Consider the following 14,437-nt stretch of genomic DNA (forward strand, 5'->3'; position numbering starts at 1 on the left):
TTTCATCGCATCGACGTTCGCGCGCCACTACGCGAACGGGCAGCAGCGCGCTCCGCTCAACTGACGACGATCCGTGTCCCCCACGCATGCAGCAGGTCGCGCAAGCTCTCGGCCTGTTCCATCCTCGCGCCGCTGCGCAGATGAATCTGTACCGCACGCCCCGCGATGCCGTCGATCGGTTGGGCAAACCATAGCTCGACCGCGAGGCCGAGTCCTTCGGGTTGATCTTCGACGACCGGTTCGATCACGCGCGGTCTGAAACACGCATTGTCTGACATGGCGAAGCACCTCTGCGATGACGGGTCGTGCCCATCGTAATCAGCGGCGCGCTCGGCACCAAGTAACGAATACGCGTTTGCTAAGCAGGGAATGCTTAGCAGAAAATCGGCTTGCGCTCGCGCTCCGTCCGGTTCGCGACGCGCTTCTCGCTGCTCACACCGGCTTCGAGCGGTCGCCGACGAATTCATCGACCAGCTTGTCGACAAACTCTTCGACCCTCGCGGCCTCATGCGCGGCGACCGTCGCCATCGACGGGGCCGCCCCGCGGGCGGCAGCATCGGCCGCCGCGCTCGCCGTCGGCAGACGTGCGCGCCAGGCCGCGCGCGCCAGCATCAGCAGGTGGTAGTAAAGCCGCGCGCTAAAGCCGTAGTCGTAGGCGAACAGATGCGTGCGCGCGATCCGCCAGCCCGCGCGCGCGTCGCCGTTTCTCGCGTGAATCGACACGACGATCGGTACGAGCCGCCGCAGCGCCAGCCGCCGCGACGCTTCGAGCCGCGCCGGCAGTCGCAGCGACTTCACGAACCCATAGGCGCTCAACGGCGCTGCCGTGTTCGTGCCGCGCGTGCTGTGCGAGATCGACGTCGCGGTCTTCCGATACACCGACACGTAGTCGTGCAGATAAAACACCTCGCGCGCGGCAAGGCATAGCTCGGTGCCGAACACGTAGTCGCAGCAGACGCCGTACCGATCGTCGTAGCCGATCCGCTTCACGAGCTGCGCGTCGGCCATCCAGCCATTGTTCGGAAACATCTGGATCAGGCCGGTGCGGCCCGCGAGCGGCTGCAGCCCCTCATTGGCCTGGCTGCGCCGGAACGCCGCGTTCAGGCGCTCGCTCGCGGCGAGGTCGATCGCGCCGTCGTGATCCGCTTCGTACTGGGCGCCGAATGCCGCATCGAGCCCCGGATAGCGCTGCCAAAGCGACACGAGTTTGCCGACGGCGTCGCTCGTCAGCAGATCGTCGTCGTGGATCAACAGGATCTTGTCGCCGCGCGCCCGCTCGAACAGGCTCGACACATTGCGCGCCTGGCCAAGCGGCCGCTCGTGCTTCTCGTAGTGCACGCGCGGCTCGTCGCGGTAACGCTGCAAGATCAGTTGCCGTGAGCGGGAGTCCGTCGAATCATCGCCGATCAAGATTTCCACATGCGGATAGCTTTGCGCGAGGCACGAGTCGACGCACTCGACGAGCAGTTCGGGACGATTGCAGGTCGGCACACAGATGGACACTTGGGCGATGGCCGCACGGACGAGGAGAGTACTGGACGCGTTGGACATGAATGACGCCTTTTAACGATCGGAAGCGGCATGAATTGGCGCAAAGCGGAGCGGCCGGTTCGGATGGCGCACACTTCGCTGCTAGCAGCAAAATAGTCCAAGGCGCTGAAAAAATATTCGGTAAAAATGAGGAAGAAATGTTTGCTTACAGAAAGGCACTGGAAGGCAAAAGTGATGCGGCCTGAATGCATGAAGCAGTCAGGCCGCCGTGGTACGGGGGTTTTTTCAACCGACCGACGGTTCGTCGTCGCCGCGCTGTTTGCCCGGACGGTCGGCCGGGGACTGCTTGTGGCCCTCGCCGTGGCGCTCGGGCATCTTGCTCTTCGCATTGTCGCTATGCACGGCGTGGTGCGGATGCGCTAAATCCTCGGTCTGGGTGCCGGCCTCGCTTTTCGTTTCGTTTTCGCCCGGGTTTTTGGTTTCGCCTTGGGGTTTTTCCGTCGTCTTGCTCATCGCTGCTCTCCTGGAGGGAAGACAAAGCTCCGATAGCAAGACGCGGACCCCGGCGGGCGGCAAACAGCAGCCCTGCGCTCAGGCGGCCGGGTGGCGCGGCTTGGGCCGGTCAGCGAGATGATGAAGTCGAGAAATGCGCGCACTTTGGCCGGCGGGTGGTGCCGCGACGGATACAGCGCATACAGCGGGTACACCTCGTCGCCCCAATCCGCAAAGAGCTCGATCAGTTTGCCGCTCGCGAGCAGCGACTCCGCGCCGAGCGCGAGAATCTGCGCGATCCCTTGGCCCGCCACGCATACGCTATGCAGCGTGCCGACGTCGTTGACGGTCAGCCGCCCCTGCGGTCGTACCCTGCGCGCCGGCCTTCGTCGGTCAGCGTAACCGAGCGGGTGGTGCGGTCGAACAGGCGAATGCCGAGGCGTGCTTCGAGCCGGGCAACCGAGCGGCTTACGCCCGATTGCGACATGTCGAGCGCTTCGCCCGCGGCCTCGAAACTGCCGCAATCGACGATCGCCGTCAGCACGCCGATGCCGTTCAGCACGCGCTCATCGAATGGCATCGGGGGTACCTGCCGGGTAGCCATGGATGCCAGACATGCTAACGCGAAGACCTTTCGAATTCATGCGTCGACACGCGAGCAAACGCGTCGCGGCTCAACGCCCCGCGCTCTGCGCAGCCTGGCCGCGAATCACGCGCGTACCGGATGGGGCGTCGAGATGACGGAAGATCCACGCGGACACCAGCGTGATCACGCCGACGCACACGAACGCGAGCCGGAAGCCGAGTTCCGCAGAGCCCCATTGATCCGCGAACAGATTGACGAGCCCGCCGCCGATCGACACGCCGAGCCCGATCGCCAGCATCTGCACCATCGAGAACAGGCTATTGCCCATGCCCGCGTCTTCGTGCGACAGGTCCTTCAGCGTGACGCTATTCATCGCCGCGTACTGCATCGAGTTGGCCGCGCCGAACACCGCGAGAATCGCGATTTCGACCACGAGCGGTGTGCCGCGCGAAATCAGCGAGAACGCGACGATCGCCGAGCCGACGATGATCGTGTTGACCAGCAGGAACGTGTCGTAGCCGTAGCGGCGCACGAGCGGCGCGATCCAGCGTTTCGCGAGCGTGCCGGCGAGCGCGGCGGGCAGCATCATCAGCCCGGAGTGCAGCGGCGAGTAGCCGAGCTGCAACTGCAGCAGGAGCGGCACGAGGAACGGCACCGCGCTCGACCCGACCCGGCATACGAGGTTGCCGATCAGGCCGACGCTGAAATTCGGCTCGCCGAACAGCGACAGCTTGAACAGCGGATTGCGGCGGTTTTTCGCGTACGGAATGTAGGCGAGCGCGCAGGCGACAGCCAACGCGAACAGCCCCGCCGACCACGCCGCGCGATGCGACGGGACCGGCGCGTCGATCGCGAGCGAAAACGCGATCATGCACAGCGACAGCAGCGCGCAGCCGATCACATCGAAGGGCGGCGCCTGCGTCTCGTCATGCGACGGCAGAAAGCGGTGCACCGCGTACAGGCCGAGCGCGCCGATCGGCACGTTGATCAGAAAGATCCAGTGCCATGTGATCGCCTGCACGAACCAGCCGCCGAGCGTCGGCCCGGCGATCGGCCCGAGCTGGCCCGCGATCGAAATGAACGCGAGCGCCGATACATATTGCTCGCCCGACACGCTGCGCAGCACCGCGAGACGTCCGATCGGCAGCAGCATCGAGCCGCCGAGGCCTTGCAGCACCCGCGCCATCACGAGCTCGCCGAGCGTGTGCGCGCTCGCGCAGCAGATCGAGCCGAGCACGAACACGAGAATCGCGGCGAAATAGACGCGGCGGGTGCCGAAGCGGTCGGCAAGCCAGCCGGAGGCGGGCGTCAGCATCGCCATCGTCAGCGTGTAGGCGACGACGACCGGTTGCATCGCGAGCGGCGCGACGTGCAGGCTGTTCGCGATCGACGGCAGCGCGGTGTTGACGATCGTCGTATCGAGCGACTGCATGAAGAAGCCGGCGGCGACGATCCACAGTAGGGCGGTTTGAGACGAATGCTTGGTCATGGTTTCGACAGCGGGCGCGGCGGCAAAGCGCCACCAGAGCGGGGGCAGGCGGAATTCCGTCATCTTATTGACATCCCCGTCAATCGGGAACCCCACTAAGCTCGCTGACTGTTATCGACAATGCCGATAAGCAGCGCGACAATCACGCATGCTCAATCCCATCTGGCTGAAGACCTTCTCGACCGTCGCAGCCTGCCATAGCTTCACCGAGGCGGGGCGGCGGCTCGACCTGACGCAGTCGAGCGTCAGCGAACATATCCGGCGCCTCGAACAGAGCGTGGGCCGGCGCCTGTTCGTGCGCGACACCCATTCGCTCGCGATGACGCCCGACGGCGAAGCGATGCTCGCGCATGCAAGCGTGATCCTGCAGGCGTTATCGCGCGCGGAGTCGCAATTTCGCGCGCCGCGTCTGAAGGGGCGCGTGCGGCTCGGCTCGTCGGACGACATCGCGCTCGGCCCGCTGCCCACCGTGCTGGCGGCGTTTCGCAACGCGCATCCCGACGTCGAGCTCGAAATCACGATCGGCATGACCGGCAGGCTCTACGAGCTGCTCGACGCGGGCGCGATCGATCTGCTGGTCGGCAAGCGCCGGCTCGGCGACCGGCGCGGCGTGCCGCTTTTCACCGGGCGGCTCGAATGGCTCGCGCGAACCGGCACGCTCGTCGATCTGAGCCAGCCGTTGCCGCTAATTCTGGTCGCCGAGCCGAGCGTGACGCGCGCGGTCGTGCTCGATGCGCTCGCCGAAGCCGGCGCGAGCTGGCAGATCGTCTGCACGAGCAGCAGTCATTCCGGCTGTATCGCGGCTGCGCGCGGCGGACTCGGCATCACCGTGCGGCCGCAGTATCTGGCCGCACGCGGGCTCGCGCCGCCGTTGAATGCGGCCGGGTTGCCGACGTTGCCGTCGGTGGAATTCATTGCGCTGGCGGCGAAGCGCTTGAGCCGCCCGGCCGGCACGCTGCTGCAGTTGCTGCATGACAGCGATCTGCGCGGGTCGTGGATCGGCGAGTGAGGCGGGCAGTGCATCACCTCATGCCGCCGCTTATGCCGCCACTCATTCACCGCTCAGGCCGGCATCTTCCGGAACGAAATCGCGAAGCGGTTCCAGGCATTGATCGCCGAGATGAGCAGTGTCAAGTCGACCAGTTCCTCGTCGCTGAAGTGCGGGCGCACCGCCTGCCATACCGCGTCGGGCACGTGATCGTGCGACACCAGCGTCACCGCTTCGGTCCACTCGAGCGCCGCGCGTTCGCGGTCCGTGAAGAACGGCGTTTCGCGCCACACGACGACGGTCGCGAGACGCCGCTCGGTTTCGCCGCCCTTGCGCGCGTCGCTCGTATGCATGTCGACGCAATACGCGCAGCCGTTGATCTGCGACGCGCGCAGCCGCACCAGTTCGGTCAGCGATTTTTCGAGCGCCGACTTGCCGATGCGCTCTTCGACGCCGAGCAGCGCTTTGATCGCGGCGGGGTTGGCTTTGTAGAAGTCGAGACGTTGTTCCATGATGGGCTCCTGGGCGGATGGGACGCTGCGATGGATTGGACAGGTGTTAGCTTAGTCCGTCATCTGGATCATCAAAATGGCCGATTCCAGATATTTTCAGGTAGCCACTTTGGGGCGTTGAGCGGGTCCGCATAGCATCCTTACCGCCGACGATGGCATCGTTGCCGCGTGCGGGCCGATTCGGTAAGGTAAGTTATCGACGCTTGCTTTGCGCGTTTCACCGTGACCTGGAGACCTGCCTCATGACCGTTGCCGCCGACCCGTCCCCTGTGTCCACCTCGCCGATCCGCACCGATGTCCTGATCGTCGGCGCCGGTCCCGTGGGTCTGTTCGCGGCATTCGAGGCCGGTGTGATCGGCCTCACCTGCCAGATCGTCGACATACTCGGAAGGGTCGGGGGCCAGTGCATCGAGCTGTATCCCGACAAGCCGATCTACGATATTCCCGCGATTCCGTCGTGCACTTCGCGCGAACTGGTCGAGCGACTGGTCGCGCAATGCAAGCCGTTCGATGTGCCGATTCATCTCGAACAGCGCGTCGATACGGTCGAGCAACGCGACGACGGCCGCTGGACCGTGCGCACCCAGCGCGGGCTCGTGTTCGACGTCGCGGCGATCCTGCTCGCCGCCGGCAATGGCGCGTTCGTCCCGCAAAAGCTCGGGCTTCCCGAGGCCGTGCCGCTGGAAAAGCGCTATGTGCACTACAGCGTGGCACGCCTCGCCGATTTCGCCGACAAGAACGTGGTCGTCGCGGGCGGCGGCGATTCGGCGCTCGACTGGGCGCTGGCATTGCGCAAGGTCTCGCGGCGGGTGACCCTCGTGCATCGGCGCGCCGGCTTCAGCGCGGCCGATTCGAGCGTCGAGCTGATGCGGCGCGCGGTCGAGGCGGGTGAGATGGACTTCATCATCGGCGCGATCGCGGCGCTCGAGGTGGAAGACGGCGCGCTGCGTTCGCTGACGCTGCGGCAGATCCATGGCGAGACCCAGCTCGAAGCCGAACACCTGATCGCGCTGTATGGACTCGTCGCGGATCTCGGCCCGATCGCGCAGTGGGGACTGAAGATTCACGGCGGGCGTATCGATGTCGATACCTCGAACTACGAAAGCTCGCGGCCGGGCATCTTCGCCGTTGGCGACATCGCGAACTATCCGAACAAGCAGAAGCTGATCCTGTCAGGCTTTCACGAGGCGTCGCTCGCGCTGCGCAAGGCGTATGCATACGCGTATCCCGACAAGAAACGCGTGCATGTCCATTCGAGCTACGACACGAAGCTCGCGGAAAAGATCGGCGCGGCCGGTTGACGGCGTGCGCGCAAACGCAGCGATGTCGAGCCGGACCGGCCATTGGCATCATTTTCCAGCGGGCTGACTCGCGGCGGCCGCGGCGCTCGCGGCCTTCTCTTTCTTCTTCGCCTCATGGTGGCCGATCGCGCAGCCCGCGGCCGCACCCGCCGTCCCATGATGTCCGGCAACGTGGCCGGTCACCCCGCCCACGACCGCGCCTTTGGCGCAGCCTTCCGCCCGCGCGACGGTGGAGGCGAAGCTCAATGCCGCGGCGAGGGCACACGGGGCCGCGAAGTTCATGGCGAAAGTCGTGAATACGTTTTTCAATTGACACTCCTGTTTTTGCTATCGAAGGGTGAAACCGAAAGCCGAAACCGCCGAGCGGCGACGCTTTCAGTGATGACCGGCTAGCAATCGCGGGGCCCGCCGTTATAAGCTTTGCGCCTGATGAGCCGGCGCCCGAGCGCTCTTCGCGAGGTATCCCGGCCCATGCGTGGGCCGCGCAACCGTTTGCACGAAGGCTTTGGCGCCGGCCAGGCGCGAGATTTGCTCAACACAACAATTCCAATTACGTGTCCGCCATGACCCAGCTTGATGCTTCTACTCTCCGCGTCCACGGCGAGCCCGCTCGAGTGCAGGCCGAGGCCGCGCCGTCGGCGCTCGTCGGCGTCGATTATTGGTCGCTCGTGCAGGCGATCTCGGACTACGCGATTTTTCTGCTCGACGCGAAAGGCCACGTCGTGAGCTGGAATGCCGGCGCGCAGAAGCTGAAGGGCTACACGGAAAACGAGATCGTCGGCCAGCATTTTTCGCGCTTCTACACCGAGGAAGCCGTCGCGCGCGGCTGGCCAGGCTACGAGCTGGAGCAGGCGGCGCTCACCGGCCGCTTCGAGAACGAGGACTGGCGCGTGCGCAAGGACGGCACGACGTTCTGGTCGAACGTCGTGATCACCGCGATACGCAACGGGCAGGGCGAGGTCACCGGCTTCGCGAAGATCACGCGCGATCTGAGCGCGCAGCGCGAATATCTCGAAGCGCTGCGCCAGAGCGAGGAGCGCTTCCGTCTGCTCGTCGATAGCGTGAAGGACTATGCGATCTTCATGCTCGATCCGCAAGGCTTCGTCGTCAGCTGGAACTCGGGCGCCGCGCGCATCAAGGGCTATACGCACGATGAAATCGTCGGTCGGCACTTCTCGCAGTTCTATGTTCCCGAGGAGGCCGCGGCCGGCAAGCCCGCGCGCGAGCTCGCGATCGCGCGGCAGATCGGCGCCGTCGAAGACGAAGGCTGGCGCGTGCGCAAGGACGGCTCGACGTTCTGGGCCAACGTGATCATCACGGCCGTCTATGACGAATCCCGACGCTTGCGCGGCTTCGCCAAGGTCACGCGCGATCTGACCGAGCGGCGCCGGCGCGAGGAGCTCGAGCGCTCCGGTGAGCGCATGCGCGAATTTCTCGCGACGCTTGCGCACGAACTGCGTAATCCGCTTGCGCCGGTGCGCAACGCGGTCGGCACGATGCAGATGGAAGCCAATCTGAGCCCGGTGGTCGCGCGTGCGCGCGATCTGATCGATCGCCAGGTCACGCACCTGACGCGACTCGTCGACGATCTGCTCGATATCGGCCGCATCATGTCCGACAAGGTCGAACTGCGGATTGCGCGCGTCGACCTCACCGAGCTCGTCACGCGCGCGATCGAAGCGGCGCGGCCGTTCACCGACTCGCGCGAGCAGCGCGTGGTCGCGCAGGTCACCGACGCCCCCGTGAGCATTCGCGGCGACATGACGCGGCTCGTGCAGGTGCTGCAAAACCTGCTGCACAACGCGTCGAAATTTTCCCCGCACGGCAGCGTGATAGAGATGCGTGGACGGGTCGACTTTCGCATGGCGGTGCTCGAAGTGCGCGACGCCGGCTGCGGTATTCCGGTGCGCTCGCTCGACAAGATCTTCGAGCTATTTGCGCAGGAGAAGGAAGGGCAAAGTTTCGGCGAAGGCGGTCTTGGGATCGGCCTGACGCTGTGCAAGTCGCTCGTCGAGATGCATGGTGGCAGCATCGTCGCGAGCAGCGAAGGACCGGGGCTCGGCAGCACGTTCACGCTGAGTCTGCCGCTCTCCGCGCAGTCCGACACCGCGGAGAGCGGCGCGATCAGTGCCGCGCCCCACGTGCAGCCGCTGCGGATTCTGCTAATCGACGACAATCGCGATTCGGCCGACAGCCTCGCGATGCTGCTCGAACTGAAGGGCCATGAGGTGCGTATCGCCTACGAGGGCGAGCAGGCGCTGCAGGTCGCGCCGCGCTTCTCGCCGCATCTCGCGCTGATCGATCTCGCGATGCCGAAGATGGATGGCTATGCGACGCTCGCGGCGTTGCGCGCGCTGCCCGAGATGGCTCGCACGATGTACGCGGCGATGACGGGCTTCGGTCATGCGAGCGATCTCGATCGCACTCGCAACGCGGGTTTCCATGCGCACCTGGTGAAGCCGGTCGAGATGGCGGTCCTCGACGCATTGCTCACGAAGGCGGATGGACGATTGAGCGGAAGCGGGGGGACGTAGGCGCTTTTTCGCTGCGCGGCCGCCTCGTCAGCCGGGGCATGACGTTTGCTCCGACTCTGCATACGTTCCGGTCCGCCGCCGCTCGGCGGGCCGCGGATCGAAACGGTGCAGGGAGGCACGATGCTCGATACGCGCGACCACGCGGCCAGCTTCAACGCCCAGTCACGGCAGATCTCGAATCAACACGGCGGCCGCGCACCGCCGCTCGACAAGTTCCTGCGCGACGCGCGCTTCGATGCGAACGATCCCGCTGCTCTCGGAGCACTGCTCGCTGATCTGATCGAGCGCGGCTACGATCGCGCGCCGAGCTTGCCGTTGCCCGGGCATGGCGAGACGCTGGTGCGCTGGCGCGCGCTGGCCGCCGTTGCTGCGTGCGACCTCGGTCTCGTCAAACTGTTCGAAGGCCATACCGATGCGCTCGCGATTCTCGCCGAGCTGAACGGTCCGCTGCCGCCGCCGGCAAGCCGCTGGGGCGTGTGGGCCGCCGAAGCACCGGACGCGCGAGTGCGCGCGGTCAATCAAGGAATCCAGAACGTTTCCGGCGAGGGCGCTCAGGTGCGCCTGTCCGGTACCAAAGCCTGGTGCTCCGGGGCGCAGGCGCTCACCCATGCGCTCGTGACCGCATGGCGCGATGACGAGCCGGTGCTCGCGGCCGTCGCGCTGGACCAGAGCTCGATCTCGATCGACACATCGAAGTGGCAGGCCGTCGGCATGCGGGCAACCGCGAGCGCCGATGTCACGTTCAACGACAGCGTGGCGACGCTCGTCGGCGCGCCGCACGAATATCTGCGGCGCGCGGGCTTCTGGCATGGCGGCGCCGGTATCGCCGCGTGCTGGTACGGCGCAGCCGCGCAGATCGGCCGCACGCTGCGCGACGCGTGCGCGCGGCGCGCGGATGCGCATCGGCTGGCTCATCTCGGCGCGACCGATGTCGCGTTGCGGTCGGCCGCCGCGGTATTGCGTGAAACCGCCGCGTGGATCGACGCGCGACCTTCGGATGATGCGCAGACGCGCGTGTTGCGCGCGCGTCTGGCCGTCGAGCAGGCCGCGAGCGCCGTCATCGATCATGCGACGCGCGCGCTCGGCGCGGGTCCGTTGTGCCGCGACGCGCGCTTCGCCCGAGCGCTCGCCGACCTGCCGGTGTTTCTGCGGCAAAGCCACGCGGAATGCGATCTCGCCGCGCTTGGCGAACGGCTCGTTGCGTGCGCTGACACGACCGCAGTGCCGGCATCGGATCACGCGTCGTCGCAAACACTCACGTCCTGGACGCTATGACTTTTACTCCCCAGCCTTCGGAGGATCGCTGCGATGAGCTCGCCGATGCCGTACTTCGATGAACTTTACCGACGCAGCGACGATCCGTGGCGTTTGCGCGAAGGCTGGTATGAACGCCGCAAGCGTTCGCTGACGCTCGCGCTGCTGCCGCGGCCGCGCTATCGCAACGGCTTCGAACCGGGCTGCGCGAACGGCGAGTTGACGGCCGGGCTCGCGACGCGCTGCGACGCGCTGCTCGCTGCCGATCTACACCCGCGCGCCGTCGAGCTCGCGCGCGAACGCGTCGCGGGCGCATCGAACGTGCGGATCCAACGGCGCAGCGTGCCGTGCGAATGGCCGACGGAGCACGGGCCGTTCGATCTGATCGTGATCAGCGAGTTTGCGTACTACCTCGACGCGGCCGAGCTCGAAACGCTGGCCGCGCGCATCGCTGGTTCGCTGACGACCGATGGCACGCTGCTCGCCTGCCATTGGCGCCGGCCGTTCGCCGAAGCGCGCGAATCGGCCGACCGCGCGCACGCGCTATTCGATGCGCGCTGCGGCCTCGCACGTCTCGCGCATCACGACGAAGCCGACTTGCTGATCGACGTGTGGTCGCGCGACGCACGTTCGGTCGCGCAGCGAGAGGGGCTTCTATGATCGGCGTGATCGTCCCGGCTCATAACGAAGAGGCGTTGATTGCGGGGTGCCTCGCGGCCTTGCTCGAAGCGTCGCGACACGAAGCGCTCGCCGGCGAGGAGGTGCGGATCGTCGTCGCGCTCGACGCGTGCAGCGATTTCAGCGGAGCGATCGCTCGCGCGTACGGCGTGCAGACGCTGACGCTGAAGGCGCGCAACGTCGGGATCGCACGGGCGCTGGGCGCCTCGCTGCTGCTCGCGCTCGGCGCGCGCTGGCTAGCGTTTACCGATGCCGACAGCCGCGTGTCGCCGGATTGGCTCGCTGCGCAATTGGCGCTGGGCGCCGATGCGGTGTGCGGCTCGATCGCCGTCGACGACTGGAGCGCGCATCCGCACAGCGTGCGCGAATATTTTCGCAAGACCTATATCGACGCCGACGGACATCGTCACGTGCACGGCGCGAATCTCGGCGTATCCGCGCAAGCCTATCGGCGCGCGGGCGGCTTTCCGCCGCTCAGGTGCAGCGAGGACGTTGCGCTCGTCGATCGCCTGATCGCGACGGGCGCGCGCATCGCGTGGAGCGCCGCGCCGCGCGTGACCACGAGCGCGCGTACCGCGGCCCGCGCGCGCGGCGGTTTCGGCGATACGCTCATCGCATGGGCGACGGATCGCGCGCTGGCCTGAGCGACGGCGCTGCGCCGCGAGCTGGTCTCGCTCGCAACCATCCGGATACCGGAGCATTGGCACGGCAATACGCCGCGGGGAGGACGAACATGATGGACGTGTTTTTCGTTCTATTCGGCCAAGGCAGGGAGCTCGACCCGTTGCAGATGGGGCTGCGCTCGATCGTCGTGTTCGTGATCGCGATCGTGCTGATTCGCGTATCGGGGCGGCGCTCGTTCGGTCAGCGCACGCCGTTCGATCTGGTCGTCGTGATTCTGCTCGGCGCGATGCTGAGCCGCGCGATTGTCGGGGCGTCGCCGTTCATCGCGACCGTGGTCGCGTCGCTGGTGATCGTCGTATGTCACCGGGTGCTCGCGTGGGGCGTTCATACGTTCGCGCCGTTTCGAGCTGCTGGTGTGCGGCGTCGAGCGCGAGGTGTTCAGCGACGGCAAGTTCCACGCGAACGAAATGCACGCGGCGCTCATCACGCGCACCGACATCGAGGAAAGCGTGCGGCAGAAAACCGGCTCGCGCTCGATGGACAACGTGGCCGCCGCGATCCTAGAACGCAATGGCGAGGTGAGCGTGATACGCAAGCGCGAGTGAGCGCCTGAACGCGGGAAGGGCGGGGCGTTTGTGCGGGCGGGCTGGAAGGGCTCGACGCGCGGCTCAGCCGCGCCCGCCTCGCGAAATCTCCGAGCCGGCGCCGCGCGGCAAGCGCAGCGTGACCGGAATCGACGCGAACGAGCACAGCCCGACCACCACAAACGCGGGCCAGAAATCCGACCACGTGATGCTCGGATGTCCATGCAGCGCGCGCGAAATCTGCAGCACGATCCCGCCGACCGTCACGCCGAGACCGAGCGACATCTGCTGCACGACGCTGCCGAGACTCGTCGCGCGGCCGACGTCGCGGCTCGCAATCTCCGCGTAGGTGAGCGAATTGAGGCTGGTGAATTGCAATGCAGGGAAGAAGCCGCCGAGCAGCACGACGACCCAGATGATCCACGTCGGCGTGTGCGGGAAAAACAGTCCGCACGCGGCGATCGAAATGCCCGATAGCGCCGCGTTGAACACGAGCACCTGGCGAAAGCCGAAGCGGCGCAGAACGGTGGAGGCGATCGTGCGCATGAACATGCCGCCGAACGCTGACGCGCAGGTGATCAGCCCCGATTGGAACGCGCTCATGCCGTGGCCTTCCTGCAGCAGCAGCGGCAGCAGGAACGGCAGCGCGCCGAGACCGATGCGAAACAGCGAGCCGCCGAGCACGCTCGCCTGGAAAGTCGGCACCTTGAAAAAGCGCAAGTCGAGCAGCGGCAGCGCGACGCGCTGCGCGTACACGACGTAGATCGCGAGCAGCATCGCGCCGAGCGCGCACATGCCGAACGCGTCGGTATTTGAAATCAGTTCGCCGCCGATCAGCGACAAACCGAGCAGCAGCAGCACCGCGCCCGCCGCCGACAGCAGGAAGCCGATCCAGTCGAGCGGGCCGGGGTCCGGTTCGCGCGTATTGGCGATATAGCGATTGGTCAGATAAATGCCGAGAATGCCGATCGGCACGTTGATGAAGAAGATCAGACGCCAGTGCAGATACGTGGTGATGAAGCCGCCGAGCAGCGGACCGGCAGCGGGGCCGAGCATCGCGGGCACGCTCAGATAATTCATCGCGCGGATGAAGTCGGCTTTTTCCACCCCGCGAAAGATGATGATCCGCCCGACCGGCACCATCATCGCGCCGCCGACGCCCTGAATGAAACGCGCAACCGTGAAAGTGGCAAGCGAGTTCGACGCCGCGCACAACAGCGAGCCCGTGACGAAGATGCCGATCGCCGTGCGGAACACCGTGCGGGCGCCGAACTTGTCGGCGAGCCAGCCGCAGACCGGGATGAACACGCCGAGCCCGAGCACGTAGCTCGTGACCGCGATTTTCAGCGTGACCGGGTCGCGGGCGAAATCGCGCGCCATGGCCGGCAGCGCGGTGACGATCACGTTGGCGTCGACGCTTTCCATGAACATCGCGCACGCGACGATAAGGGGCGCAATCAGAGCTTTCTGAGTCTGGGCGACGGTCATGGCGGCGAAGCTGCGGCGAAGCGTCGCAGGCAAAGGGGGCATTATTGCACCTGTACGGTGCGGATTGTTAATACCTGCTGGGCCGATGCCGACCCTTTACAGTTTCTGTACCCGACACGCGACGGCGGCGGTGCGACACCGCCAATAAATATTGATTTTTGTTGCGCTGCGGCACGAGATGGCTATAATCGGGTTATTGCTTAGGTACAAACCCTTAGTCAGGAGCCGCCATGAACACCGCATCGACTGTCGTTCGTTCCACCCCCGCCGCCACCACGTTCTTCGGCAAGCTGCGCGCGCTGGCGCTGCATGCGCTGAACCTGCATCTGCAGAACTGCGCGGTGATCGCCGAAGCGTATCGTCGCCCGCAATAAGCGCGTATTGCGCGCGCGGGCCGCGCAAGACCCGCCAACCGT

Annotated in this window: 15 protein-coding genes and 2 pseudogenes; 9 read left to right on the forward strand and 8 right to left on the reverse strand. The window is 66.0% G+C overall.

All coding sequences use genetic code 11. From position 1 onward, the window contains the following. Window positions 1-56 precede the first annotated feature (56 nt). Window positions 57-278, reverse strand: coding sequence for a hypothetical protein (locus QFZ91_RS22900; protein WP_176108377.1), 222 nt, complete (start codon window positions 276-278; stop codon window positions 57-59). Window positions 279-432: 154 nt separating this feature from the next. After that, on the reverse strand, window positions 433-1,551 hold the full coding sequence (locus QFZ91_RS22905; RefSeq protein WP_429568517.1) for a glycosyltransferase family 2 protein: 1,119 nt from the start codon (window positions 1,549-1,551) through the stop codon (window positions 433-435). Window positions 1,552-1,553: 2 nt separating this feature from the next. Here QFZ91_RS22905 and QFZ91_RS22910 point away from each other — a divergent pair, with 2 nt between their 5' ends. Continuing rightward, a complete protein-coding gene (locus QFZ91_RS22910) occupies window positions 1,554-1,736 on the forward strand; it encodes a hypothetical protein (protein ID WP_429568518.1) in 183 nt (60 codons plus the stop codon). 40 nt (window positions 1,737-1,776) lie between these two features. Here QFZ91_RS22910 and QFZ91_RS22915 read toward each other — a convergent pair whose 3' ends face one another. The 3 genes and pseudogenes from QFZ91_RS22915 to QFZ91_RS22925 form a co-directional block, all read right to left on the reverse strand. Continuing rightward, window positions 1,777-2,004 (reverse strand): hypothetical protein, encoded by a 228-nt coding sequence (locus QFZ91_RS22915; protein WP_368588725.1) that lies wholly within the window; start codon window positions 2,002-2,004, stop codon window positions 1,777-1,779. Between the two features lie 92 nt (window positions 2,005-2,096). Continuing rightward, window positions 2,097-2,563: pseudogene (locus QFZ91_RS22920) on the reverse strand (LysR family transcriptional regulator); the annotation flags it as partial. Between the two features lie 94 nt (window positions 2,564-2,657). After that, window positions 2,658-4,058, reverse strand: a complete 1,401-nt coding sequence (locus QFZ91_RS22925; RefSeq protein WP_429568680.1) for a DHA2 family efflux MFS transporter permease subunit — start codon at window positions 4,056-4,058, stop codon at window positions 2,658-2,660. 148 nt (window positions 4,059-4,206) lie between these two features. Here QFZ91_RS22925 and QFZ91_RS22930 point away from each other — a divergent pair, with 148 nt between their 5' ends. Next, window positions 4,207-5,067: a LysR family transcriptional regulator gene (locus QFZ91_RS22930; protein WP_018435610.1), complete on the forward strand. Its 861-nt coding sequence runs from the start codon at window positions 4,207-4,209 to the stop codon at window positions 5,065-5,067. 53 nt (window positions 5,068-5,120) lie between these two features. On the opposite strand, the gene QFZ91_RS22935 is transcribed toward QFZ91_RS22930, so the two are convergent. After that, a complete protein-coding gene (locus QFZ91_RS22935; protein WP_176126241.1) occupies window positions 5,121-5,558 on the reverse strand; it encodes a carboxymuconolactone decarboxylase family protein in 438 nt (145 codons plus the stop codon). Between the two features lie 242 nt (window positions 5,559-5,800). Here QFZ91_RS22935 and QFZ91_RS22940 point away from each other — a divergent pair, with 242 nt between their 5' ends. Further along, complete coding sequence (locus QFZ91_RS22940; RefSeq protein ID WP_429568519.1) at window positions 5,801-6,859, forward strand: NAD(P)/FAD-dependent oxidoreductase; 1,059 nt, start codon at window positions 5,801-5,803, stop codon at window positions 6,857-6,859. A gap of 48 nt (window positions 6,860-6,907) precedes the next feature. Here QFZ91_RS22940 and QFZ91_RS22945 read toward each other — a convergent pair whose 3' ends face one another. Continuing rightward, window positions 6,908-7,141, reverse strand: coding sequence for a hypothetical protein (locus QFZ91_RS22945; RefSeq protein WP_176385065.1), 234 nt, complete (start codon window positions 7,139-7,141; stop codon window positions 6,908-6,910). A 281-nt stretch (window positions 7,142-7,422) separates the two neighbouring features. On the opposite strand from QFZ91_RS22945, the gene QFZ91_RS22950 reads away from it, so the two are divergent. The 5 genes and pseudogenes from QFZ91_RS22950 to QFZ91_RS22970 all read left to right on the forward strand — a co-directional run bounded on the left by QFZ91_RS22950 (window position 7,423) and on the right by QFZ91_RS22970 (window position 12,554). After that, a complete protein-coding gene (locus QFZ91_RS22950) occupies window positions 7,423-9,393 on the forward strand; it encodes a hybrid sensor histidine kinase/response regulator (protein WP_429568520.1) in 1,971 nt (656 codons plus the stop codon). 120 nt (window positions 9,394-9,513) lie between these two features. Further along, window positions 9,514-10,668, forward strand: a complete 1,155-nt coding sequence (locus QFZ91_RS22955) for an acyl-CoA dehydrogenase (RefSeq protein ID WP_429568521.1) — start codon at window positions 9,514-9,516, stop codon at window positions 10,666-10,668. 33 nt (window positions 10,669-10,701) lie between these two features. Further along, window positions 10,702-11,307, forward strand: coding sequence for an SAM-dependent methyltransferase (locus tag QFZ91_RS22960; protein WP_429568522.1), 606 nt, complete (start codon window positions 10,702-10,704; stop codon window positions 11,305-11,307). Then, window positions 11,304-11,969: a glycosyltransferase gene (locus QFZ91_RS22965; protein WP_176385013.1), complete on the forward strand. Its 666-nt coding sequence runs from the start codon at window positions 11,304-11,306 to the stop codon at window positions 11,967-11,969. The genes QFZ91_RS22960 and QFZ91_RS22965 overlap by 4 nt, the downstream gene beginning before the upstream one ends. 89 nt (window positions 11,970-12,058) lie before the next feature. Next, a pseudogene (locus QFZ91_RS22970) lies at window positions 12,059-12,554 on the forward strand (DUF421 domain-containing protein). A gap of 63 nt (window positions 12,555-12,617) precedes the next feature. On the opposite strand, the gene QFZ91_RS22975 reads toward QFZ91_RS22970, so the two are convergent. Continuing rightward, window positions 12,618-14,021 carry an MFS transporter gene (locus tag QFZ91_RS22975; protein WP_429568523.1) on the reverse strand — a complete coding sequence of 468 codons (1,404 nt, stop codon included), beginning with the start codon at window positions 14,019-14,021 and terminating at the stop codon, window positions 12,618-12,620. 230 nt (window positions 14,022-14,251) lie between these two features. On the opposite strand from QFZ91_RS22975, the gene QFZ91_RS22980 reads away from it, so the two are divergent. After that, window positions 14,252-14,395 carry a hypothetical protein gene (locus QFZ91_RS22980; RefSeq protein WP_013089588.1) on the forward strand — a complete coding sequence of 48 codons (144 nt, stop codon included), beginning with the start codon at window positions 14,252-14,254 and terminating at the stop codon, window positions 14,393-14,395. Window positions 14,396-14,437 lie beyond the last annotated feature (42 nt).

Source organism: Paraburkholderia sp. JPY419 (assembly GCF_050435705.1).
Lineage (GTDB): Bacteria > Pseudomonadota > Gammaproteobacteria > Burkholderiales > Burkholderiaceae > Paraburkholderia > Paraburkholderia youngii.

Coding starts and splice junctions, on each gene's coding strand:
- QFZ91_RS22940 (WP_429568519.1), top strand. CDS start 5,801: ATGACCGTTGCCGCCGACCCGTCCCCTGTGTCCACCTCGCCGATCCGC.
- QFZ91_RS22910 (WP_429568518.1), top strand. CDS start 1,554: ATGACGCCTTTTAACGATCGGAAGCGGCATGAATTGGCGCAAAGCGGA.
- QFZ91_RS22960 (WP_429568522.1), top strand. CDS start 10,702: ATGAGCTCGCCGATGCCGTACTTCGATGAACTTTACCGACGCAGCGAC.
- QFZ91_RS22905 (WP_429568517.1), bottom strand. CDS start 1,551: ATGTCCAACGCGTCCAGTACTCTCCTCGTCCGTGCGGCCATCGCCCAA.
- QFZ91_RS22950 (WP_429568520.1), top strand. CDS start 7,423: ATGACCCAGCTTGATGCTTCTACTCTCCGCGTCCACGGCGAGCCCGCT.
- QFZ91_RS22935 (WP_176126241.1), bottom strand. CDS start 5,558: ATGGAACAACGTCTCGACTTCTACAAAGCCAACCCCGCCGCGATCAAA.
- QFZ91_RS22915 (WP_368588725.1), bottom strand. CDS start 2,004: ATGAGCAAGACGACGGAAAAACCCCAAGGCGAAACCAAAAACCCGGGC.
- QFZ91_RS22930 (WP_018435610.1), top strand. CDS start 4,207: ATGCTCAATCCCATCTGGCTGAAGACCTTCTCGACCGTCGCAGCCTGC.
- QFZ91_RS22965 (WP_176385013.1), top strand. CDS start 11,304: ATGATCGGCGTGATCGTCCCGGCTCATAACGAAGAGGCGTTGATTGCG.
- QFZ91_RS22925 (WP_429568680.1), bottom strand. CDS start 4,058: ATGACCAAGCATTCGTCTCAAACCGCCCTACTGTGGATCGTCGCCGCC.
- QFZ91_RS22980 (WP_013089588.1), top strand. CDS start 14,252: ATGAACACCGCATCGACTGTCGTTCGTTCCACCCCCGCCGCCACCACG.
- QFZ91_RS22975 (WP_429568523.1), bottom strand. CDS start 14,021: ATGACCGTCGCCCAGACTCAGAAAGCTCTGATTGCGCCCCTTATCGTC.
- QFZ91_RS22900 (WP_176108377.1), bottom strand. CDS start 278: ATGTCAGACAATGCGTGTTTCAGACCGCGCGTGATCGAACCGGTCGTC.
- QFZ91_RS22955 (WP_429568521.1), top strand. CDS start 9,514: ATGCTCGATACGCGCGACCACGCGGCCAGCTTCAACGCCCAGTCACGG.
- QFZ91_RS22945 (WP_176385065.1), bottom strand. CDS start 7,141: ATGAACTTCGCGGCCCCGTGTGCCCTCGCCGCGGCATTGAGCTTCGCC.